Source organism: Geodermatophilus sp. TF02-6 (assembly GCF_003319115.1).
In the GTDB taxonomy this organism is placed as follows: Bacteria; Actinomycetota; Actinomycetes; order Mycobacteriales; family Geodermatophilaceae; genus Geodermatophilus.
The window spans coordinates 192726-214504 of sequence record NZ_QOHF01000002.1; the positions used below are offsets into that span (position 1 = coordinate 192726).

Below are 21779 nucleotides of genomic sequence, written 5' to 3' on the forward strand. Positions count from 1 at the left end.
CCTCCCGGGCCGGCCGGAGACCCCCCATGGACTTCACCCTGCCCGACACCGCCCTCGTCGTGCGCGACGGAGTGCGCGCCGTCGGGGCCCGGTACGACCACGCGTACTGGTCCCGGTGCGAGGACGAGCACCGCTTCCCCGCCGAGGCCTGGCGCGACCTGGCCGACGGCGGATGGATCGGGCGTCGGTCCCGCAGGAGTACGGCGGGGGTGGCCAGGGGATGCTGGAGCTCGCGGTGGCCTGCGAGACGCTCGCCGCCTCCGGCGGTACGGCTGGCATCTTCCTGTACATCCTCACGCCCGGCTTCGGGGCGATGACGCTGGCTCGGCACGGCACCGCGGAGCAGGAGGCGATCCTGCCCGGCGTCGCCACTGGCGACGTCCAGTTCTGCCTGGCGCTCACCGAGCCGGACGCCGGCAGCGACGCCCTCGAGATCACGACGGCCGCCCGGCGCGACGGCTCCGACTTCCTGCTGCACGGGCAGAAGGTGTGGATCTCGGGGATCGAGAACGCGGACTGGATGATCGCCGTCACCCGGACGACGCCCGCCGCCGAGGCGCAGCCACGCACCTCCGGCTTCACCCTGTTCCTCGTCGACGTGACGGAGGCACTCGCCGCCGGCACGCTGACCTACACGCCCATCCCCAAGCTGGGCGGCAACGTCGTCACCTCGAGCCAGGTCTGGCTCGACGACGTCCGCGTGCCCGCCTCCCGGGTGCTGGGCGAGGTGGACCGCGGCTTCGAGGTGCTGTGGGACGTCCTCAACCCCGAACGGATCCTGGCCGCCGCCGGAGGCGTCGGATCGGCCGAGGCATTGCTACGGGTGGCGTGCGACTACGCCCGGGAGCGACGGGTCTTCGGCCGGCCCATCGGGGCCAACCAGGCGGTCCAGTTCCCGCTCGCCCAGATCGAGGCCGAGACGGAGCTCGCCCGCTTGATGACTTGCAAGGCGGCGTGGCTGTTCGACCAGGGGCTGCCGTGCGGCACCGAGACGAACGTGGCCAAGCTGACCGGCGCCCAGGTGGCGTGGGAGGCGGCCGACCGGGCGTTCCAGGTCTTCGGTGGCATGGCCTACAGCAAGGAGTTCCCGGTGGAACGCCTGTTCCGCGATGCGCGGATCGGCAAGAACATCCCGGTCGCCGAGGAACTGGTCCTCGCCCACATCGGCACGCAGGTGCTGGGCCTGCCGCGCAGCTACTGAACGTCCCGGGTCCTCCGCCGCACCCCCGCGGCCCAAAGCAGAACGCACGTCGGCGGGGGTTCGATGTCGCCGGCCCCGCCGACGGAACATCAGCGGAACGCCAGGCCCTCGAACTCACCGGACGTGCGCCAGTCGTCGATCATCCCGAAGAAGGCCGTGGCGCCCAGCGGGTAGCCGACGTTCAGGCGTTCGGCAAGGCCGATCTCCTGGCCCTCGTTGTTGTAGTAGCCGGGCGTGCAGTCCGGCCTCCCGAACGGCACGCCGTCCCGGAGGAGCATCTCGACCCACCCCGTCTGAGCCTCGTCCGTCACCTCCACCGCCCGGGCGCCCTCGGCCACGGCATGGCAGACGATCGCGGCGATGGTCTGGGCCGACTCCGCGAAGCCGTGCGGCACGTTGGAGCCCAGGAAGGCGCCCTGCAGCAGCTGCACGATGAACAGGTTCGGAAGCCCGTGGACGTGCATGCCGTGCAGGGTGCGCATGCCGTCGGCCCACGCCTTCGACAGCGTCACGCCATCCCGTCCGGTCACGTCGAAGCCGGCGCGCTGGGTGTAGTCGGTGGCGTACTCGAAGCCCGACGCGTAGATCACGCAGTCCACCTCGTACTCGACGCCCCCCGCGACCACACCCCGCTCGGTGAGCCGCTCGACGCCCTTGCCGTCAGTGTCGATGAGGTGGGTGTTGTGCCGATTGAAGGCCTGCAGGTACTCATCGTGGAAGCCCGGACGCTTGCACAGCTGCGGATACCAGGGCTTGAGCTTCGCGGCCGTCTCCGGGTCGGTGACGACGTCGTCGACACGGCCGCGGATCTGCTCCATCTTGGCGATGTCCGCCTCCTCGACCGCTGCCATCATCCGCTCGACGCTGAACTCCTCCGGAGGGATGGCGGTGATGTTCGCGCGCATGCGCCGGCCCAGCTCGGTCCAACCGTCCTGGACGAGGTCCTCCACCTCGACGCCGGCCGGCGGCTGCCCGGTGAAGCCCTCCCAGTTCAGGGTGAAGTTCGCCAGCCAGCGCTTCTGCCACCCCGGCGTGGCGATCGACCGGTGCCACTCAGGATCGATGGGCCCGTTGCCGCGGACGTCAACCGCGGTCGGGGTGCGCTGGATGACGTACAGCTCCTGCGCGTCCCGGGCGAGCGCGGGCACGCACTGGAGGGAGGTGGCGCCCGTGCCGATGATCGCCACCTTCTTGTCGCGCAGCTTCTCCATGGGGGCGCCCGCGGGATCGCCGCCGGTGTAGGCGTAGTCCCACCGGCTCGAGTGGAATGAGTGACCGGCGAACTCGTCCATGCCGGGGATGCCCGGGAGCTTTGGGACGTTGAGCGGCCCGATGCCCATCCCGGCGAACTGTGCGGTGAAGCGATCGCCGCGGTCGGTGCTGATGATCCAGCGTGCGGCATCCTCGTCCCAGACGAGCTCGGTCACCCCGGTGTGGAACAGGGCCTTCTCGTACAGGGAGTAGTGCCGGCCGATCCGCCGGCAGTGCTCGAGGATCTCCGGACCGTGGGCGTACTTCTCGGTCGGGACGTAGCCGGTCTCCTCCAGGAGCGGCATGTAGATCAGCGACGCGGTGTCACACATGACGCCTGGGTACCGGTTCCAATACCAGGCACCGCCGAAGTCCCCCGCCTTGTCGATGATGCGGATGTCGTCGATGCCGGCCTCCTTGAGGCGGGCCCCGGCGGTGAGCCCCGCGAAGCCGCCACCGATGAACGCGAAGGTGACGTGGTCGGTGACCGGCTCGCGCTCGACGACCGGCTGGTGGGGGTCCTCGGCGAAATGAGCGAACCGGCCTGTCAGGCGGACGTACTGGTCGAGCCCGTCCGGCCGCAGGCGCTTGTCGCGCTCTTCTGCGTACTTGCGCCGCAGGCTGTCCTTGTCGACGGGTGCGACGAACGGGAGCGCGCTGGTGTCAGCGGACATGCTTTCTCTCCAGGTGGATCGGCGGGTGGCGATCAGGCGGCGTCGAGGAAGCGGACGAGGTGCTCGGTGAAGGCGCCGGCCTGGTCGAGGTTCGACAGGTGGCCGGCGTCGTCGATGACGACGAGTTCTGCGCCCGGAACGGTCGAGGCGATCGTCTTGGAGTGCTCCGGCGGGGTCAGTGCGTCCTCGTCGCCGACCAGCACGAGGGTGGGAACGTCGATGCGGTGCAGCTCGTCGGTGAGATCGAGCTCAGCGATGGCCTGCAGCCCGATGTTGAAGGTGAGCGGATCCGTCGAGGAGAAGTTCTCCTCGAAGTCCCGGACGTAGCGACGGTTCTCCGCGACGGCCGCCCGGCTGAAGGTGGCGGGCATGAACGCGGTCGCCACCGCCGGCATCCCGTGAGCGACCGCGGCCGCTCCGGAGGCGGTCAGATCGGCCTTCATGTCCGCATCTGCAGAGGAACTGGTGTCGGCCAGGACGAGGCTCGCGACGCGTTGGGGGGCGGTCAGCGCGACGGTCTGCGCGATCATGCCGCCCATCGACAGGCCGACGATCGGTGCACGGCCGATGCCGAGCTCCGTCATGACCACGAGGACGTCACGCGCGTAGTCCGCAAGCGACATCCGCCCGTAGGTGCGGTCGGACCGCCCGAAGCCGCGGCTGTCGAGGGCCACGACCCGGTGGGTGGCCGCCAACGCCTCCAGCTGGGGAGCCCAGTTGCCGGCGTCTCCCCCGATGCCGTGCAGGAAGACGACGGGATCACCAGCCCCTCGATCGATGGCGTTGATACGGACCCCGCGAGCGCTGACGAGCACGGCTGCCCCCACTTAGATTAGTAGGTACTTACTAGTCAATGATCGATGTCGTGTCAAGGCCCTCGCCGTCCCGTCGGAACCACGACCGGCACGTCAGCGCGCACTCGGCCGGTACGGTCTTCGCATGGACGTCGGGCTCGGGTACCTCGCGTGACGGCGGAGCCGGATGGCGAGCCCCCCGACCTCTCACCCCGGCAGCGGCTCTCCGCCGACGAACGCCGGTCGCAGATCGTCGCCGCGGCGCGCAGCGTCTTCGTGGAGCGCGGCCTCGCCGGCGCGCGGACCCGGGACATCGCCGCAGCGGCGGACGTCACCGAGGCGCTCGTCTACAAGCACTTCCGGTCCAAGGAGGAGCTCTTCGAGGCCGCCGTCGTCACACCTCTCGAGGAGACCGTGGCGCGGATGGTGGAGCTCTCCGGGGCACCACCCCCGGACTTCGACGAGACCGGGGAGGCGATGTACGAGCGGACGCGCCAGTACCTCACCGATCTCCTGCACGGCATGGAGGAGATGGCCCCTCTGCTCGGGGTGATGCTCTTCGGTGACGCACACACGGCCAGCGGCTACTTCAGCGAGCGAATAGCGCCCTTCCTCACGCAGGTCCGTCGAGTCGTCGAACTGAACCTGTCGTCGTGGCGGCACCGCGAGTTCGACGTCGACCTCGTCGTCCAGTCCGTGTTCGGGGCGGCGTGGTTCCACACGACCGTCGCGCGCCTCGGCGGCCGCCCCGTCGATCACGAGGCCGTCGCCGACAGCATCACCCGGCTCGTCTTCGACGGACTGCGACTGCCCGAAGGCCCGGAGCCGCGCTAGGTGGACGATCCCCTGCGGAGGCGGGGCGCCCACGTCACCCAGGCAGGGAGCACCGTCGGATCCGCAGCCCCCCACGCCACGCCATAGCCTCACTGTCATGCGCGCTGTGCAGATCACCCGCTTCGGCGGCCCCGAGGTCCTCGACGTCGTCGACCTGCCCGATCCGGAGCCCGGCCCCGACCAGCAGCTGTTCGACGTCGCTGCTGCCGGCGTCAACTACGCCGACACCCACCAGATCGAGAACAGCTACCTGTCCCCGCAGCAGCTGCCGCTGGTCCCGGGCGCGGAGTTCGTCGGGACGCCGGCCGGCGGCGGACCGCGGGTGGTGGGCCTGCTCGACGGCGGCGGCTATGCCGAGAAGGTCGTGGCACATCCGCGGCTGACCTGGCAGGTGCCCGACGGCGTGAGCGACGAGCAGGCGCTGGCCGTCGTCCTTCAGGGGGCCACGGCCTGGCACCTGCTGCGCACCAGCGCCCACCTGGCCGCAGGTGAGTCGGTGGTGGTGGTCGCCGGCGCCGGCGGCGTGGGGTCGCTGGCTGTCCAGCTCGCGCGGCGGTGGGGCGCCGGCCGGGTGATCGCCACGGCCTCCAGCCCGGAGAAGCGGGCGTTGACCGAGGAGCTCGGCGCCGACGCCTCCCTCGACCCCGCCCTGGCCGACGACGACCCGAAGGCCTTCACCGCCGCGCTGCGCGAGGCCAACGGCGGCCAGCCGGTCGACGTCGTCCTGGAGATGACCGGCGGCAACGTGTTCGCCGGCGCACTGTCGGCGCTGGCCCCGTTCGGCCGGCTGGTCACCTACGGGATGGCGGCGCGCCAGGAGACCCGCCCGGTCGCGCCCGGCGCGCTTCTGCAGAGGAGCCGTGCGGTCATCGGGTTCTGGCTGGCGCACTGCATGGCCCGGCCGGAGATGATGGATGACGCGATGAGCGAGCTGCTGCCGCTGGTCGCCGAGGGCGCGCTGGGGCCGATCGCCGGGGGGCGCTATCCGCTGAGCGCCGTCCGTGAGGCCCACCAGGACCTGCTGGCCCGCCGCACCACCGGCAAGCTCTCCCTCGACCCCTCCCGCTGACGGAGGGGGATGTCGCGCCGAGTGGGCCCTGGAGGGGTCCGCAGGCGCGACGCAGCGGCTCCACGCGACGGGGGACGGCACCCTGGCCGCGGTGTCGCCCGGTAGGGCGACGGTGTCACAGGAGGCGGTTGGTCCAGATCAGGCTGAGGACGACGCCGATCAGCGCGACGAGCACGCCGCCGCGGACGAACCAGTAGCTGACGTCGCGGGGCTCGGTGGTGTAGCCGATCTGGCTGCCGAGGTCCTGGTAGACCTGCTCGAGCTCCGCGGCGCTGGCCGCCTCGCTGTAGCTGCCGCCGGTGTCGTCGGCGATCTGCTCGAGCGTGGCGCGGTCCACCGGCACCGGCACCCGCTCCCCGTCGAGGTCGAGGGTGCCGTAGTCGGTGCCGAAGGCGATGGTCGAGACCGGGACGCCGGCAGCGACCGCGGCCTCGACCGCCTGGGTGTCGGGGCGGCCGACGGTGTTGTAGCCGTCGGAGAGCAACACGATCCGGGCCGGTGGCAGCTCCTCGGTGCCGGTGTCGATCGAGGACTGGAAGTTCTCGATGGCGGTGAGCGAGGTGAAGACCGCCTCGCCGATCGCCGTCGACTCGGCCAGGTCGAGGTTGTCGATGGCGTTGCGCACCTGACCGCGGTCGGTGGTCGGCGTGACCAGCGTGCTCGCGGTGCCGGCGAAGGACACCAGCCCGAGGTTGATCCGCGCGGGCAGGACGTCGACGAACTCCTTGGCCGCCTTCTGCATCGCCTGGAACCGGCTGGGCTCGATGTCGGTGGCCTGCATCGACAGCGAGACGTCGACGGCCATGACCACCGTGGCCCGCTCCCGCGGCACCCGGACCTCGGTGCTCGGCACCGCCAGGGACACCACGAGCGCGGCCAGTCCGAGGGCGACCAGGCCGAACGCCAGGTGCCGCCGCCACCCCGGCCGCCTGGGCACCAGCGTGCCGAGCAGCGCGACGTTGGTGAAGCGGGCCGCATAGGCCCTGCGGCGCAGCTGGAGCACGACGTAGAGCGCCACCAGCGCCGCGACGGCGAGCAGGGCGAGCAGCCACAGCGGGGCCTGGAAGGTCATCGCGACGCCCCTCCGGAGCCCGCGCGTCGGCGGTCACGAGGTCTGAACCGACACGTCATCGCGACGCCCCTCCGGAGCCCGCGCGTCGGCGGTCGGCGACGAAACGGACCACGTCCATCAGCCAGTCGCGGTCCGTGCGCAGCTGCAGGTGACCGGCGCCGGCCCGGCGCAGCGCGGCGGCGATCTCCTGCCGCTGGGCCGCGGCGCCGGCGGCGAAGCGGGCGCGGAACTCCGCGTCGCCGGTGGGCACCTCGAGGGTCTGACCGCTCTCCGGGTCGACGACGGTGAGCAGGCCGACGTCGGGCAGCTCCAGCTCGCGGGGGTCGACCACCTCGACGGCGAGCAGCTCGTGCCGCGCGGACAGGCCGCGCAGCGGGCGCTCCCAGTCGGCGGAGCCCCGCGCGTCGGAACCCAGGAAGTCCGAGACGACGACCACCAGCCCGCGGCGGCGCGGCGGGCGGCGCAGCGACTCCAGCGCGGCGGCGAGGTCGCCGCGGCGCCCGCCCGAGGCCCGCGGGGTGGCGACGACGGCGCGCAGCAGCCGGTCGGCGGCCAGCCGTCCGGCCGCGGCCGGGTAGCGGTCGACCCGCTCGCCGGTGGTGACGACGGCGCCCAGCCGGTTGCCCCCGCGCACGGTGAGGTGACTGACCGCGGCCAGGCCGGCGATGGCCAGGTCGCGCTTGGTGCAGGTGGCGGTGCCGAAGTCCAGGCTGGCGGAGAGGTCGACCACCGCCCAGGTCTCCAGCTCGCGGTCGGCGATCGTCTCGCGGACGTGCGGGACCTGGGTGCGGGCGGTCACCGGCCAGTCCATCCGCCGGACGTCGTCCCCCGGGTGGTAGGTGCGCGAGTCGCCGGCCTCGGTGCCCGAACCGGGGACCAGCCCCAGGTGGTCGCCCTGCAGCAGGCCGTCGAGCCGGCGCCGGACGGTGAGCTCCAGCCGCTGGAACAGGACGTCGGCCGGGCCCTCGGCGAAGTGCGGCGGCGTGCCCTCACCGGGTGCGGGGGCGATCCCCGAGCCGGGGGTGGGCGCGGGCCCGGCCGGCGGCGGCAGCGCAGCGCCGGCGGAGCGGCGAGGGAGCCTCACGCCGACGTCGACCCGCGGGGCCAGCCGTTCGGGGAGGAACCCGGCTGCGCGGTGGCGCCGGGCGGGACCTGCGCCGTGCCGGGCTGGGCCGGCGGCACGGTCCCGGGCGGCACGGGGCCGTGCTGGCCGGCGACGCCGAACGGCGTGGCGGGCGGCCCGAACTGCGGTGGGGCAGACGGGGTGGACGGGAGCGGGACGGCCGGCCCACCGGGGTTGCCGGGACCGGAGCCGCCGGCCCGCTGACGGGGGGCGACCTGCGGCAGCGGCACCGTCTGCAGGATCCGCTTGACCACGTGGTCGGCCGGCACGCCGTCGGCCAGCGCGTCGTAGGAGAGCACCAGCCGGTGGCGCAGCACGTCGGCGGTGACGTCGAGGACGTCCTGCGGCAGCACGTAGTCCCGCCCGCGCAGCAGCGCCAGCGCCCGGCTGGCGGCGATCAGCCCGAGGGAGGCGCGCGGGCTGGCGCCGTAGGAGACCCATGCGGCGACGTCGTCCATGCCGTGCTCCCGCGGGGCGCGGGTGGCCACCACCAGCCGGACGACGTAGTCGACCAGCGCGTGGTGGACGAACACCCGGGAGGCGGTGTGCTGCATGCGGAGGAGGTCCTCTGCCCCGAGCACGGTCTCGGCGACCGGCGGCTCCGAACCCATCCGGTAGATGATCTCCCGCTCCTCCTCCGGGCTCGGGTAGTCGACGAGCACCTTCATGAGGAAGCGGTCGCGCTGGGCCTCGGGCAGCGGGTAGACGCCCTCGGACTCGATCGGGTTCTGCGTGGCCAGCACGAGGAACGGGTCGGGCAGCGGGTGGGTCACCCCGCCGATGGAGACCTGGCGCTCGGCCATGACCTCCAGCAGCGCCGACTGCACCTTGGCCGGCGCGCGGTTGATCTCGTCGGTGAGGACGAAGTTGGCGAAGACCGGGCCGAGCTCGGTGTCGAAGGTGTCCTGCCCGGCCTTGTAGATGCGGGTGCCGATGATGTCGGCCGGCACCAGGTCGGGGGTGAACTGCAGGCGGGCGAAGCTGCCGCCGACCACCGTGGCCAGGGTCTCCACCGCCAGGGTCTTGGCCACGCCGGGCACGCCCTCGAGCAGCACGTGCCCGCGCGCCAGGAGCGACACCAGCATGCGCTCCACGAGCCGGTCCTGGCCGACGATCACCCGCTTGATCTCGAACAGCACCCGCTCCAGCCGGGCGGCGTCGACCGACGGCGGCACCGGCTGCCCGGTGGCCGGCGACCCGGCGGTCTGCTCGAGGGGGGTGCTGGCGGCGCTGCTCACGGGGCTCCCTGGTCGTGCCGGTCCGCGGACCCGCGTCCCTGAGAGGTCGCGGGGCCGGCGACGGGCAGCGTGCCCGTCCTGCGCGCCAGTCTCCTACACGTTCCAGGCGGCAGCCGGGCGCGCTCCCGGGTCAGCCGAGCCGGGCGCACGGCGCGTGCACACCCCTGCCCGCGGCTGCGCGTGACTGCTAGCCTCCCTCCTGCGTCGGGCAGCTCCCCCCGTGGCTGCCCGACGCCCTTCCCCTCGTCAGGCCGTGGGCCCCTCGTCAGGCCGTGGGCCGGACGGCGCCGAAGTAGTCGCTGCCGAACCACATCGACGAGATCCGCACCACGTCGCCGCTCTGCGGAGCCTGGACCACCCGGCCGTTGCCGATGTAGAGCGCCACGTGGTAGATCGACGTGTAGTCCGAGCCCGACGCCCAGAACACCAGGTCACCGGGCTGCAGGTCGGCCGCCGCCACCTTGGGCAGGACGGCGAACTGCGCTCGGGCGTTGCGGGGGAGGAGGAAGCCGGCCTGGGCGTAGGCGTACTGGACCAGTCCGCTGCAGTCGAAGCCGACCACGCCGGCGTCCGGGTCGATGCCGGAGCTCGGGCCTCGGGCGCCGCCGCCGCCCCAGGAGTACGGGGTGCCGACGTAGTGCTCGGCCGCGGCGATCGCGGTGTCCACGGCGGAGCCGGAGGCGGGGCCGGCCGTGGTGCGGGTGACCGTGGACGGGCCCGCGGAGTCGGAGGACGACGGGTGCGACGTCGAATCCGACGAGGAGCCCGCGGAGGACGACGGGCGGGCGCTGCTCGAGGCCGCTGCGGCGGCCGCCGCGGCGGCCGCGTCCGCCTGGGCCGCGCGGGCGGCGGCCTGCTGCTCGCCGAGCAGCTCGACCAGCTGGGCGTGGGCGGCGTCGGCCTGGGCCTGCAGGTCGGCCTGCTGCGCGGCCAGGTCGGCGGCCTCGGCGCGCGCCCGGCGCTCGGCGGTCTGCGCGACGGCCAGGGCCGCGGCGGCCTGCTGCTGCAGCACGTCGGCCTGCTGCAGCGAGTTCCGCGCGGTGTCGGCGGCGGTGGCGGCCTCCCGCGCGGCCGCGGTGAACCGGTCGACCTCGTCGCTGCGCTCCGCGCCGGCGGCGTCCAGCAGCGCCACCCGCTCGAGCAGCTCGGCCGGGCCGTCGGCGCTGAGCAGGGCGGCGGCACCGGGATAGGTGCTCCCGTCCTCGTAGCTGCGCCGGGCGAAGGCGACGAGCTGGTCCCGGGCGGCCTGCTCGGCGACGGCGGCCCGGGCGGCGGCGACCTGCGCGTCCTGCGCGGTGGACCGGGCGGCCTGCAGGGCGGCCTGCTCGGCCTGGTAGCCGTCGAGGGCGATGGCGGCGCGGGCCTGCACCTCGGAGACGGTGGCCTGGGCGGTGGCCAGCCGGGTCCTGGTCTGCTCCAGCTGCACGGCGGCGGCGTCGGCGGCGGCCTGCGCCGAGGCGATCCGGGTGTCGCTGGGACCTCCGGGTGCGGCCGACGCCGACCCGGCCGTCGCACCCACGGCCACCGCCGTCGCCAGAGCGATGCCGACCGCCGTCCCCAGGACCCGTCCCGGGGTCGTGCGCCCGCTGGAGAGCACCAACCGACCTCTTCCGTCGCCGGACCACCACGGTGCGCCGCGCTCAGTTGACCTGGCGCTCCGAGTCCGTCCAGAACGCCTCGCGCAGCTTGAACTTCTGGATCTTGCCGGTCGCGGTCCGAGCCAGGGCGTCCCGGAACTCGACCCGCTTGGGGGCCTTGTACCCGGCGATGCGGGCCTTGCAGTGGGCGATGATCTCCTCCGCCGTCGCCGACCGGCCCTCGGCGAGGACGACGATCGCGGTGACCATCTCGCCCCACTTGTCGTCGGGGACGCCGATGACCGCGACCTCCGCGACCGCGGGGTGGCTGAAGACGGCGTCCTCCACCTCGATCGACGAGACGTTCTCGCCGCCGGTGATGATCACGTCCTTCTTGCGGTCGGAGATGGTGAGGTAGCCGCCGTCGTCGATCGAGCCGCCGTCGCCGGTGTGGAACCAGCCGCCCTCGAGCGCCTCGGCCGTGGCGTCCGGGTTCTGCCAGTAGCCGTCGAGCACGGTGTTGCTGCGCGCCAGCACCTCGCCGGTCTCGCTCACCTGCAGGCGGGTGCCCAGCGACGGTACCCCGGCCCGGGACAGCCGCCGGGCCCGCTCCTCGGGGTCGAGGTCGTCGTACTCGGCGCGGGGGCGGTTGATGGTGAGCAGGGGCGCGGTCTCGGTGAGGCCGTAGATCTGGTTGAACTGCCAGCCGAGCTCGGCCTCGACGCGGGCGATCATCCGCGACGGCGGCGGGGCTCCGGCGACCACGATCCGCACGCGGTCGCGCCCGGGGATCTCGCCGTCCCACTCGGCCGCGGCGTCCAGGACGGCGTTCCACACCGCCGGCGCGCCGCACATCAGGGTCACGCCGTGCCGCTCGACCCGGCGCAGGATCTCCGCGCCGTCGACCTTGCGCAGCACGACGTGCCGGCCGCCCAGGCCCGTGACCGTGTACGGCATCCCCCAGCCGTTGCAGTGGAACATCGGCAGCGTGTGCATCAGGACGTCGCGGTCGCCGACCTGCACGTGCATGCCGAAGGTCACCGCGTTGACCCAGATGTTGCGGTGGGTCATCTGCACGCCCTTGGGCCGGGCCGTGGTCCCGCTGGTGTAGTTGATCGTCGCGGTGGCGTCCTCGTCGGGCTGCGACCAGGGCGCCGGCTCGGTGTCGAAGCGCAGCAGCTGCTCGTACTCCTCGCCGGTGCCGAGGCGGTGCTCGGCGTCGACCCCCTTGAGCGCGGCCTCCAGCTCCGGGTCGACCAGCAGCACCCGGGCGCCGCTGTGGCCGACGATGTAGCTGACCTCCTCCGGCTGCAACCGGAAGTTGACCGGGACCACGACCCGCCCCGACGACGGCAGCGCCAGCAGGCACTCCAGCAGCCGGGCGGAGTTGTGGCTGACGACCGCCACCCGCTCGCCCTCACCCACGCCGAGCGCGTCGAGACCGGCCTGCAGCGCCCGGCCGCGGCGGGCCACCTCGCCGTAGGTCAGCTCGCCGAGCGACGGTGCGGGCTGGTCGGGCTCGTCCACGATGCCGACCCGGTCGCCGTAGACCAGCTCGGCCCGGTCGAGGAAGTCACGGGTGGTCAAGGGCACGCGCATGCCGGCTCCCGGGTCCCAGGGCTGCCGTGGTGGTCAGCCGCTCGACGTGGTGGCCGTCACGCTAGCGCCGCACCTGCGCGCGGCGAGCCGAGCCCTCCGCGATCAGGCGAGCACGAGCCAGAGCGCGGCCGCGGTGCCCGCGGTCGCCGCGACCGCCCGGACGGTGTCGACGCGCAGCAGCCGGCGGAGGGCGGCGTCGTCCCACCCCGCCCCGAGCCTGCGGTGCAGCGGGACGGCGAGCAGCCCGGTGACCACCAGCACCACCGCCAGGCAGGCCGCGCCGACGAGGACCGGCGCCAGCGGCGTCCCGGCCGGCCGGGCGGTCAGCAGCCACAGCGTGGTGACGCCCTGGCCGGCGAACAGCGGGCCGACCACCCGGACGACCAGCTGCTGGTGGCGGCGCTCGTAGCGGGGGAAGGCGTCGGGCGGAACCAGCGTGAACTGCGGGTAGACCAGCGCGCGCACCGTCCACTGGAAGCCGGCGTAGGCCGCGGTGAGCGCCAGGTGGACGACCAGCAGCGTCACCGGCAGTGCCGGCCCGGGCCGGCCTCCCTGCAGGGTCCCGCCGCGAGCGCGCGAGCGGTGGGGGGCAGGGAGGTCCTCTTACCGCGCCAGGCCAGGCTCTGCGCGTCGAGCTCGCGCAGCAGCGGGTCGCCCTCGGCGAGCACCCGCTCGGCCAGCGCGACGGCGGCGGCCAGCTGCGCGTCGGTCAGCTGTGCGGACGCCGGCGAGCGGCGGCGGTCGAGGACGTCGTACCAGCAGCCCCCCACGGCGGAGTCGAGGAGGATGCGGCCGAAGCAGTGGTCGGCGGTGACCACCCAGCGGTCGGCTCGCGCCCGCCGCGGCAGCTCCTCGCCGACCAGCTGCCGGTAGCGGGCGAGAAGTGCCTCCCGCCGCGCCCCGCCCGGCGGGGCCTCCCGGCTCACCGGGTGAGCAGGCGGGGCAGCGACGTCCCGATCGGCTCGCGGACGACGAGGTCGGCCAGGTCGTCGTAGGGGGTCGGCTGGGCGTTGACCACGACGACCCGCGCGCCGGACCCCGCGGCCAGGTCGACCAGGCCCGCGGCCGGGTGCACGGTGAGCGAGGTGCCGACGGCGAGGAAGACGTCGCAATCGGTGGCCGCCGCCGCGGCTGCCTCGACGACCGCCGGGTCGAGGGCCTGGCCGAAGCTGATGGTGGCCGACTTGAGGACGCCGCCGCAGACCCGGCAGGCCGGGTCGGGCTCCCCGGCGTCGACGCGGGCCAGCGCCTCGGCCATCGTCGTCCGGTCGCGGCAGGAGAGGCACTCGACCTCGCGCACGGTCCCGTGCAGCTCCAGGACGGCGGTCGAGCCGGCGTCCTGGTGCAGACCGTCGACGTTCTGGGTGAGCAGCGCCCGCAGCCGGCCCTGCTGCTCCAGGTCGACCAGCGCGCGGTGGCCGGCGTTGGAGCGGGCGTGCGGTGCGGTGTCGCGGCGCATCAGCCAGGCGCGGCGGCGGATCTCGGGGTCGGCGACGTAGTAGGACAGCGTCACCAGCTTCTCGGCGTCCGGGTCCCTCGTCCACAGCCCCTGCGGGCCGCGGTAGTCGGGGATGCCGCTGTCGGTGGAGATGCCGGCGCCGGTGAGGACGGTGACCCGCCGCGCCGACGTCAGCCAGTCGGGCAGGGGCTCGGGCAGGCCGGTCACGGCGTCCACGGTAGGAGCCGCCCGGTTGCCGGACGCTCAGGTGAGCTCACCGTCGCGCTTCCTGGCTCACCGTCGACCGCGAGCCCGGACGTCGCTCGACCAGCTCAGCTGGTCATCCGGGGGCTCCTCGGGTGAGGACGGAGGGCGGGCAAGGGTCGCCTCACCTGCGCAGCGTGGCGGGCGGCTGGGATGATGCGGGGTGGCAAGCAGCGCGGTGGACCGAGCGCAATGGACCAGCTGAGGGGTAGGCGGAAAGACGTGGCAGCCAGCAAGGACAGCTTCGGGGCGCGGTCGACGCTCACCGTCGACGGCACCGACTACGACATCTACCGGCTCGACGCGGTGGAGGGCGCGAAGAGGCTGCCCTTCAGCCTGAAGGTGCTGCTGGAGAACCTGCTGCGCACCGAGGACGGCGCCGACATCACCGCCGACCACATCCGCGCCCTGGCGACCTGGGACCCGGAGGCCGAGCCGGACCAGGAGATCCAGTTCACCCCGGCCCGCGTGGTCATGCAGGACTTCACCGGCGTCCCCTGCATCGTCGACCTGGCCACCATGCGCGAGGCCATGGCCGAGATCGGCGGCGACCCGAACAAGATCAACCCGCTGGCGCCGGCCGAGCTGGTCATCGACCACTCGGTGATCGCCGACGTCTTCGGCACCGAGGACTCCTTTCAGCGCAACGTCGAGATCGAGTACCAGCGCAACGGCGAGCGCTACCAGTTCCTGCGCTGGGGCCAGGGTGCGTTCGACGACTTCAAGGTCGTCCCCCCGGGCACCGGCATCGTGCACCAGGTCAACATCGAGCACCTGGCCCGCGTGGTCTTCTCCCGGGAGGACGGCGACCCTGGGGCGGGCGGGCGGGTGATCGCCTACCCCGACACCTGCGTGGGCACCGACTCCCACACCACGATGGTCAACGGCCTGGGGGTGCTCGGCTGGGGTGTGGGCGGTATCGAGGCCGAGGCCGCGATGCTCGGCCAGCCGGTGTCGATGCTCATCCCGCGGGTGGTCGGCTTCAAGCTGACCGGCGAACTACCCGACGGCTCCACCGCCACCGACCTGGTCCTCACCATCACCGAGATGCTGCGCCGCCACGGCGTGGTCGGGAAGTTCGTGGAGTTCTACGGCGAGGGCGTCTCCGCCGTCCCGCTGGCCAACCGCGCCACGATCGGCAACATGAGCCCGGAGTTCGGCTCCACCGCGGCGATGTTCCCCATCGACGAGGAGACCATCGCCTACCTGCGGCTGACCGGCCGATCCCCGGAGCAGGTGGCGCTGGTCGAGGCCTACGCCAAGGAGCAGGGCCTCTGGCACGACCCGTCCCGCGAGCCGGTGTTCTCCGAGTACCTGGAGCTGGACCTCTCCACCGTCGTCCCGTCGATCGCCGGCCCCAAGCGGCCGCAGGACCGCGTCGCCCTGTCCGACGCCAAGGCCTCCTTCCGCGCCGCGCTCGGCGACTACGTGGCCGACGACGTGACCGGCGGCGAGGACCGCGAGCCCGGCGTCCCGCAGCAGGAGCAGCCCTACGGGGTGGAGTCGGCCGTCGACGAGGCCTCGGCGGAGTCGTTCCCGGCCTCCGATCCGGCCACCGCGGCCCCCGGCGACGAGGACGGCGACGGCGGCGCCGGCAAGCCGCGCACCGTCGTCCCCGACCGGGTACCCGACCGCGCCTCGAAGCCGACCCGGGTGGTGCTCGAGGACGGCACCGAGACCCACGTCGACCACGGCTCCGTGGTGATCGCGGCCATCACCTCGTGCACCAACACCTCCAACCCGCAAGTGATGATCGGCGCGGCGCTGTTGGCCAAGAAGGCCGTCGAGGCGGGCCTGGCGACCAAGCCGTGGGTGAAGACGACGCTGGCACCGGGGTCCAAGGTCGTCATGGACTACTACGAGAAGGCCCAGCTGACCCCGTACCTGGAGAAGCTCGGCTTCTACTTGGTCGGCTACGGCTGCACCACCTGCATCGGCAACTCCGGCCCGCTGCCCGAGCCGGTCAGCGCCGCGGTCAACGAGGCCGACCTCGCCGTCGTCTCGGTGCTGTCGGGCAACCGCAACTTCGAGGGCCGGATCAACCCCGACGTCAAGATGAACTACCTGGCCAGCCCGCCGTTGGTGATCGCCTACGCGCTGGCCGGCTCGATGGACGTCGACCTCACCTCCGAGCCGCTGGGCCGGGGCGCCGACGGGCGGGACGTGTACCTGTCCGACATCTGGCCCTCGCCGCACGAGGTGCAGCAGGTCATCGACGAGGCCATCTCCGCGGAGATGTTCGCCGAGGACTACGCCGACGTGTTCGCCGGCACCGAGCAGTGGCAGAACCTGCCCACGCCGACCGGGGACACCTTCGCCTGGGACCCGGAGAGCACCTACGTCCGCAAGCCGCCGTACTTCGAGGGCATGCCGGCCCGGCCGGCCCCGGTGGCCGACATCACCGGCGCGCGCACGCTGGCGGTGCTCGGCGACTCGGTGACCACCGACCACATCTCCCCGGCCGGCTCGATCAAGCCGGACAGCCCGGCGGGGAGGTACCTGCGGGACCACGGCGTCGAGCGGCGCGACTTCAACTCCTACGGCTCCCGGCGCGGGAACCACGAGGTGATGATCCGCGGCACGTTCGCCAACATCCGGTTGCGCAACCTGCTGGTGCCCGGCACCGAGGGCGGGGTCACCAAGAACCACCTCACCGGCGAGACGACGACGATCTACGACGCGTCGGTGGCCTACGCGCAAGCCGGCATCCCGCTGGTCGTGCTCGCCGGCAAGGAGTACGGCTCCGGCTCGTCGCGCGACTGGGCGGCCAAGGGGACGGCGCTCCTCGGTGTCCGCGCGGTCATCGCCGAGAGCTACGAGCGGATCCACCGCTCCAACCTCATCGGCATGGGCGTGCTGCCCCTGCAGTTCCCCGAGGGCCAGGACCGGGAGTCGCTGGGCCTGACCGGCGACGAGGAGTTCACGATCACCGGCATCACCGAGCTCGACGAGGGCCGCACGCCCCGCACGGTCAAGGTGAAGGCCGGCGACGTGGAGTTCGACGCCCGGGTGCGCATCGACACCCCTGGCGAGGCGAGCTACTACCGCAACGGCGGGATCATGCAGTACGTCCTGCGGTCCCTCCGCGGGTCGGCCAGGGCCTGATGGACGCCGCCTGATGGACGCCGTCTGATGGACCTGGGCCTGGGCGGTCGCCGCTACCTGCTGACCGGCGCGAGCCGCGGGCTGGGGTTCGCGACCGCCCGGGCCCTGGTCGAGGACGGGGCGCGGGTGCTGCTCAGCGCGCGCTCCCGGGAGTCGGTGGACGCCGCCGTCGCCGCGCTGGGCGGGGCGCCGGCGGCGTCCGGGGTCGTCGCCGACCTGGCCGACCCCGGCGACGCCGAGCGGCTGGTCGAGGCGGCCACCGACCGGCTGGGCGGGGTGGACGGCGCGCTGGTCAGCGTCGGCGGTCCGGCGCCGGGCACCGTGCTGGGCACCGCCGAGGAGGACTGGCGGGCCGGGGTGGACAGCGTGCTGCTCGGCCCGCTGCGGCTGGTCCGGGCGCTCGTCCCGCACCTGGGCGCCGGCTCGGTGATCGCGTTCGTGCTGTCCACGTCGGTGCGCGAGCCGCTCGACGGGCTGGCCGTCTCCAATGGGCTGCGGCCCGGCCTGGCGATGACTGCCAAGGGCCTGGCCGACGAGCTCGGGCCGCGCGGGGTCCGGGTGGTCGGGCTGATGCCGGGCACCATCGCCACCGACCGCACCGCCACGCTGTACGGCGAGGAGGGGATGGCGCGGGCCGCCGAGGGCATCCCGCTGCGCCGGGTCGGGCAGCCCGAGGAGTTCGGCCGGGTGGCCGCGTTCCTCCTCTCCCCGGCCGCCTCCTACGTCACCGGCACGATGGTGGCCGTCGACGGCGGCCGCCTCCGAACGCCGTGAAGGAGGACCCCCTCGCCCCCCGAGAAGGACCCCGTCCTCCTCATCCCTCGCAGGCTCAGGGCGGTGCCCTGGACGGGGCCATCCGGGCTCGCGGCGGGCCCCTGCGAGAAGGCCCGGTCCTCGTCGCCTGCGCCCACGGCACCCGCAACCCGACCGGCCGCCGGCTGGTCGCCGAGCTCGCCCTGGCCGCCCGCCGGCTGCGCCCGGGGCTGACCACGACCGCGGCGTTCGTCGACGTCCAGCCGCCGACCGTGGCCGACGTCGTGGCCGGCCTCGCCGCCGAGGGCCGCTCGGCCGTCGTCGTCCCCCTGCTGCTGTCCGGCGGGTACCACGTGCACGTCGACATCGCCCGCGCCGTGGGGGAGCACGATTCGGCCCGCGCCGCCCGGCCGCTGGGGCCCGACCCGCGGCTGGTCGCCGTGCTGCACGATCGGCTGCTCGCCGCCGGCGCGGACCCCCGCGACCCCGCCACCGCCGTCGTCCTCGCCGCCGCCGGGTCCAGCGACCCCCGGTCGGTCGCCGATGTCGAGGCCACCGCCGCGCAACTGAAGTTTCGCTGGGCCGGCCCCGTGAGCACCGGCTACGGGTCGGCCGCGCAGCCGCCGGTGCCCGACGCGGTCGCCGCCGCACGCCGGGACGGCGCCGCGCGGGTGGTGGTGGCCGCCTACCTGCTCGCCCCGGGACACTTCCACGACCGGCTGGCCGGGGCCGGCGCCGACGCGGTCAGCGCCCCCCTGCTGCCCGACGAGCGGATCGTGCGGGTGCTGCTCGACCGCTACGACGGGGCCCCGGCGTCCGGTTGACCGTCGCGGACGCTCGGTCCAGTCCAGGTCGGTACTTGGCCGAGCTCGGCCAACCCGGTGAGGATCATCCTGTGCAGGTCAACGTGGGACAGGCCAAGACCGAGCTGTCCAAGCTGCTGGCTCGAGTAGAGGCCGGCGAGGAGGTGGAGATCGCCCGAGACGGCGTCCCCGTCGCCCGACTCGTACCCGTCGAGCCGCCATCGCCGGGGAGCCGTTTCCTCGCTGAGTGGGGGGCGATGGCAGGACACGTCTGGATCGGGGACGACTCCGAGTTCACCGACACGGAGATCGACGACATGATCGACGATCCGGCGTGAGGCTCCTCCTCGACACGTACGTCGTGCTGTGGCAGGCGAGCGGCCTCCGCCGACTCGGTGCGAGCGCTCAGCAGGCGATCGCGGACGTGAGCCGGCTGCTGGTCAGCGTCGTCTCCTTCGCGGAGGTCGGGGTCAAGGCCACTGTGGGGGAGCTCTCGCTCGACAGGGATCTCCATGCGCACGTGGTGACCAGCGGAGCGCGGATCCTGCCGCTCGCGCCAGCGCACGGCCTGGCGGTCGCCGAGCTCCCGCTGCACCACCGCGATCCCTTCGACCGGCTGCTGATCGCACAGGCCATAGCCGAAGACCTGACCGTGGTGACCGCCGATCCGCGGTTCCGGGCGTACGGCGTCCTGGTCGTCGACGCGCTGGCCTGATCCGGACCCCGCAGCTGACCTGCTGCCCGACGAGCGGATCGTCGCCGTCCTGCTCGACCGCTACGACGCCGCGGTGGCCGTCCGACCCGCCGTCCGAGCAGTCCTGCGGGCCGTGCGGTTGTCCGGTCCCGCGGTCCCGGGGAGGCTCGCGACCATGGCCGACCCCAAGTTCTACGCCCGCCCGGAGGGGGACCCCCGGCCGCTGGAGATGCCGCCGCGCCTGGTCGGCTGGCTGGTGACCGGCAACCCAGACCCGGTGCACGTCCGGGAGTTCGTGACCTCCGCCGAGCAGGCGCTGGGGCCGCCACCGATGGTCGGTGGCCCACTCGCCCTGCGCCTGGACGTCGGCCTGCCCGGCGACGCCCGGCTGCTCGACCAGTACGGCCTGGCCCGCTACCTCGGCCCGCTGGTGGAGTGGCTGGGCGCCCACGGGCGGGACTTCACCAGCGTGTGGGCCACCAAGGCCGCCGCCGCGGACTCCGTCCTGCGCGTCGGCCCGGCGCGGCCGGTGCCCCTCCCGGCCGGCGAGCGCCGGTTCGCCGTGCGGACCGACACCTCGGCCGGGTCACCCGCGTTCACCGCCCAGGTCGGCGAGCAGCTGGCCGGCGCGCAGGCGCTGCCCGCCGGACCGGTGCAGCTGCAGCTGTCGTACACGGTGCCGCCCGGGAGCAACTGGGCGGCCCTGTGGCAGCCGACCGTCGCGGGACTCACCTCGCTGCTCGGCGCCACCGCCGACGACCGCCCGGACGAGCCCGCCGACGGGCGCGTCGTCGAGCTCGCCCTGCACCGGCGGGAGGACCCGTTCGTCGGTCATGCGACGGAGGTCACCGGCGTCGTGCGGCGGCTGTCCTGAACGCGGCGGACCGCCGTCAGGGTCGGTCGCCGGTGGCCACCGGCCGGTCGGGGTCGGCCGACCACTGCGACCAGGAGCCGGGGTACAGCGCCGCCTCGATGCCCGCGACGGCCAGGGCGGCGACCTCGTGGGCCGCGGTGACCCCGGATCCGCAGTAGGCGGCGACCGGGCGCCCCGGCGCGATCCCGAGCCCGGCGAAGCGCGCGGTCAGTACAGCGGCTGGAAGGAAGGTGCCGTCGCCGGCCAGGTTGCGGGTGGTCGGTGCGCTGACCGCGCCGGGTACGTGCCCGGCGCGCGGATCCACCGGCTCGACGTCCCCCCGGTAGCGCTCGGCGGCCCGGGCGTCGAGCAGCACTCCGCCGGACGCCGGCAGGGCCGCCGCCTCGTCGATCGAGACCACCGGCATGCCGCCGCCGGTCAGCGTCACGTCGCCGGGCTCGGGGACGACGTCGCCGGTCTCCACCGGCCCGCCGGCGCGGGTCCACGCCGCGAGGCCGCCGTCCAACAGCCGGACGTCGGCCAGCCCGCCCCAGCGCTCCCGCGGCCCCTCTGCAGGGTTCCGCCGCGAGCCTGCGAGTGGCGGGGGGCAGAGGGGTCCTTCCTCAGGCCCGGGCAGCCGCCAGCCCGCCGACGTCGTCGTAGACCACGACCGGGTCGCCGGTCCGGATCCCCCACCGCCGAGTGGCTCGTTGCAGTCGCTGTAACGAGGGCAGCGGATGGCGGCCTGCCGTGGAGGAGGGCCGGTCGCTGAGCTCGGCGTCGAGGTCGACGAAGACCGCCCCGGGCAGGTGGCCGGAGCGGTACCGGGCACGGCCGTGCGGGTCGCCCAGCGCCCAGCGGACGTCGAGCAGTACCGTCCGTGCTCGCCGCGCCCGCAGCTCGCCCGCGGTGACGAGCACGGGCGCGTCGGCGGGTGGGGTCACTGCGGGGCCAGCAGCCCGCGCAGCTCCTGGGTCAGCGCGTCCTTGGCCCCGGGGTGGTGGTACCAGCCGGCCGGGGTGGACTGCAGCAGCGAGATCCGCCAGCGACCCCCCTCGTCCACGGCGACCAGCGTGTGCACCGTGTGCAGCGCCGGGTCGAAGTCGCTCGCCCCGGGCGGGATCATCCCGGCGTGGGCCAGCAGCACCGCGACGCCGGTGGCCATCGGGCGGACCGAGCGCACGATGCCGACGTAGGTGGGGGTCGGGTGGTTGCCGAAGGCCTGGCGCAGGTCGGCGGCGATGGAGAGCCGGCCACGGTGGTGGGTGCCGTCGGGGCCGATGATGTCCCCGTCGTCGGCGAACCCGGCCGCGACCGCGGCACCGCTGCGCCGGTTCCACCCGTCGATGAACTGGGTGTAGAGCGCACGGATCTGCGCGTCGTAGGGGTGCGCTGACGTCACGCTCACTCCTTCATCGTGCCCGGGACCAGAGTGAC

At 73.9% G+C, this 21779-nt stretch carries 21 protein-coding genes and 1 pseudogene; 9 read left to right on the plus strand and 13 right to left on the minus strand.

Annotated features, from left to right (window positions below; translation table 11 throughout):
* Positions 1-172: 172 nt before the first annotated feature.
* Positions 173-1201, plus strand: coding sequence for an acyl-CoA dehydrogenase family protein (locus DQ238_RS02975; RefSeq protein ID WP_255418005.1), 1029 nt, complete (start codon positions 173-175; stop codon positions 1199-1201).
* Between the two features lie 89 nt (positions 1202-1290).
* On the opposite strand, the gene DQ238_RS02980 is transcribed toward DQ238_RS02975, so the two are convergent.
* Together DQ238_RS02980 and DQ238_RS02985 are read right to left on the minus strand one after the other, a co-directional pair.
* Positions 1291-3126: an NAD(P)/FAD-dependent oxidoreductase gene (locus tag DQ238_RS02980; protein WP_113779810.1), complete on the minus strand. Its 1836-nt coding sequence runs from the start codon at positions 3124-3126 to the stop codon at positions 1291-1293.
* Between the two features lie 32 nt (positions 3127-3158).
* A complete protein-coding gene (locus DQ238_RS02985; protein ID WP_158550699.1) occupies positions 3159-3941 on the minus strand; it encodes an alpha/beta fold hydrolase in 783 nt (260 codons plus the stop codon).
* A gap of 150 nt (positions 3942-4091) precedes the next feature.
* Here DQ238_RS02985 and DQ238_RS02990 point away from each other — a divergent pair, with 150 nt between their 5' ends.
* Complete coding sequence (locus DQ238_RS02990) at positions 4092-4754, plus strand: TetR/AcrR family transcriptional regulator (RefSeq protein ID WP_158550700.1); 663 nt, start codon at positions 4092-4094, stop codon at positions 4752-4754.
* A gap of 97 nt (positions 4755-4851) precedes the next feature.
* Positions 4852-5823 carry a zinc-binding dehydrogenase gene (locus DQ238_RS02995; RefSeq protein ID WP_113779813.1) on the plus strand — a complete coding sequence of 324 codons (972 nt, stop codon included), beginning with the start codon at positions 4852-4854 and terminating at the stop codon, positions 5821-5823.
* 115 nt (positions 5824-5938) lie between these two features.
* Here DQ238_RS02995 and DQ238_RS03000 read toward each other — a convergent pair whose 3' ends face one another.
* The 8 genes and pseudogenes from DQ238_RS03000 to DQ238_RS03035 form a co-directional block, all read right to left on the minus strand.
* Entirely contained in the window at positions 5939-6895 is a 957-nt protein-coding gene (locus DQ238_RS03000) for a VWA domain-containing protein (protein ID WP_113779814.1), read from the minus strand.
* A 55-nt stretch (positions 6896-6950) separates the two neighbouring features.
* Positions 6951-7979, minus strand: coding sequence for a DUF58 domain-containing protein (locus DQ238_RS03005; RefSeq protein ID WP_113779815.1), 1029 nt, complete (start codon positions 7977-7979; stop codon positions 6951-6953).
* Positions 7980-8245: 266 nt separating this feature from the next.
* Positions 8246-9166 (minus strand): annotated as a pseudogene (locus DQ238_RS03010) (AAA family ATPase); the annotation flags it as partial.
* 355 nt (positions 9167-9521) lie between these two features.
* Positions 9522-10853, minus strand: a complete 1332-nt coding sequence (locus DQ238_RS03015; RefSeq protein WP_233495662.1) for a C40 family peptidase — start codon at positions 10851-10853, stop codon at positions 9522-9524.
* 43 nt (positions 10854-10896) lie between these two features.
* Positions 10897-12432, minus strand: coding sequence for an AMP-binding protein (locus DQ238_RS03020; RefSeq protein ID WP_113779816.1), 1536 nt, complete (start codon positions 12430-12432; stop codon positions 10897-10899).
* A 102-nt stretch (positions 12433-12534) separates the two neighbouring features.
* Positions 12535-12957, minus strand: a complete 423-nt coding sequence (locus DQ238_RS03025) for a DUF1772 domain-containing protein (RefSeq protein WP_113779817.1) — start codon at positions 12955-12957, stop codon at positions 12535-12537.
* The gene (locus tag DQ238_RS03030; protein ID WP_233495663.1) at positions 12954-13358 is read right to left on the minus strand and encodes a hypothetical protein; all 405 of its coding nucleotides are present in this window, start codon (positions 13356-13358) and stop codon (positions 12954-12956) included. The genes DQ238_RS03025 and DQ238_RS03030 overlap by 4 nt, the downstream gene beginning before the upstream one ends.
* Positions 13355-14098: a Sir2 family NAD-dependent protein deacetylase gene (locus DQ238_RS03035; protein ID WP_113779818.1), complete on the minus strand. Its 744-nt coding sequence runs from the start codon at positions 14096-14098 to the stop codon at positions 13355-13357. The genes DQ238_RS03030 and DQ238_RS03035 overlap by 4 nt, the downstream gene beginning before the upstream one ends.
* Positions 14099-14356: 258 nt before the next feature.
* Between DQ238_RS03035 and DQ238_RS03040 the strand changes: the two genes are divergently transcribed.
* From DQ238_RS03040 to DQ238_RS03065, 6 genes are all read left to right on the plus strand, one after another.
* Positions 14357-17239, plus strand: a complete 2883-nt coding sequence (locus tag DQ238_RS03040; protein ID WP_305037552.1) for an aconitate hydratase — start codon at positions 14357-14359, stop codon at positions 17237-17239.
* Positions 17240-17266: 27 nt separating this feature from the next.
* Positions 17267-18013, plus strand: a complete 747-nt coding sequence (locus tag DQ238_RS03045; RefSeq protein WP_113779820.1) for an SDR family oxidoreductase — start codon at positions 17267-17269, stop codon at positions 18011-18013.
* Complete coding sequence (locus DQ238_RS03050; RefSeq protein WP_233495664.1) at positions 18010-18816, plus strand: sirohydrochlorin chelatase; 807 nt, start codon at positions 18010-18012, stop codon at positions 18814-18816. Before DQ238_RS03045 ends, DQ238_RS03050 begins: the two co-directional genes overlap by 4 nt.
* A gap of 71 nt (positions 18817-18887) precedes the next feature.
* Positions 18888-19133 carry a type II toxin-antitoxin system Phd/YefM family antitoxin gene (locus DQ238_RS03055; protein WP_113779821.1) on the plus strand — a complete coding sequence of 82 codons (246 nt, stop codon included), beginning with the start codon at positions 18888-18890 and terminating at the stop codon, positions 19131-19133.
* Entirely contained in the window at positions 19130-19510 is a 381-nt protein-coding gene (locus DQ238_RS03060) for a type II toxin-antitoxin system VapC family toxin (RefSeq protein WP_113779822.1), read from the plus strand. Before DQ238_RS03055 ends, DQ238_RS03060 begins: the two co-directional genes overlap by 4 nt.
* A gap of 154 nt (positions 19511-19664) precedes the next feature.
* Positions 19665-20363, plus strand: coding sequence for a hypothetical protein (locus DQ238_RS03065; protein WP_113779823.1), 699 nt, complete (start codon positions 19665-19667; stop codon positions 20361-20363).
* 16 nt (positions 20364-20379) lie between these two features.
* Here the strand turns inward: DQ238_RS03065 and DQ238_RS23470 are convergent, their stop codons facing one another.
* The 3 genes from DQ238_RS23470 to DQ238_RS03075 form a co-directional block, all read right to left on the minus strand.
* Positions 20380-20868: a sulfurtransferase gene (locus DQ238_RS23470; RefSeq protein WP_233495665.1), complete on the minus strand. Its 489-nt coding sequence runs from the start codon at positions 20866-20868 to the stop codon at positions 20380-20382.
* A 97-nt stretch (positions 20869-20965) separates the two neighbouring features.
* Positions 20966-21286 carry a sulfurtransferase gene (locus tag DQ238_RS23475; protein ID WP_233495666.1) on the minus strand — a complete coding sequence of 107 codons (321 nt, stop codon included), beginning with the start codon at positions 21284-21286 and terminating at the stop codon, positions 20966-20968.
* Positions 21283-21744 carry an SgcJ/EcaC family oxidoreductase gene (locus tag DQ238_RS03075; protein WP_113779824.1) on the minus strand — a complete coding sequence of 154 codons (462 nt, stop codon included), beginning with the start codon at positions 21742-21744 and terminating at the stop codon, positions 21283-21285. The genes DQ238_RS23475 and DQ238_RS03075 overlap by 4 nt, the downstream gene beginning before the upstream one ends.
* Positions 21745-21779 lie beyond the last annotated feature (35 nt).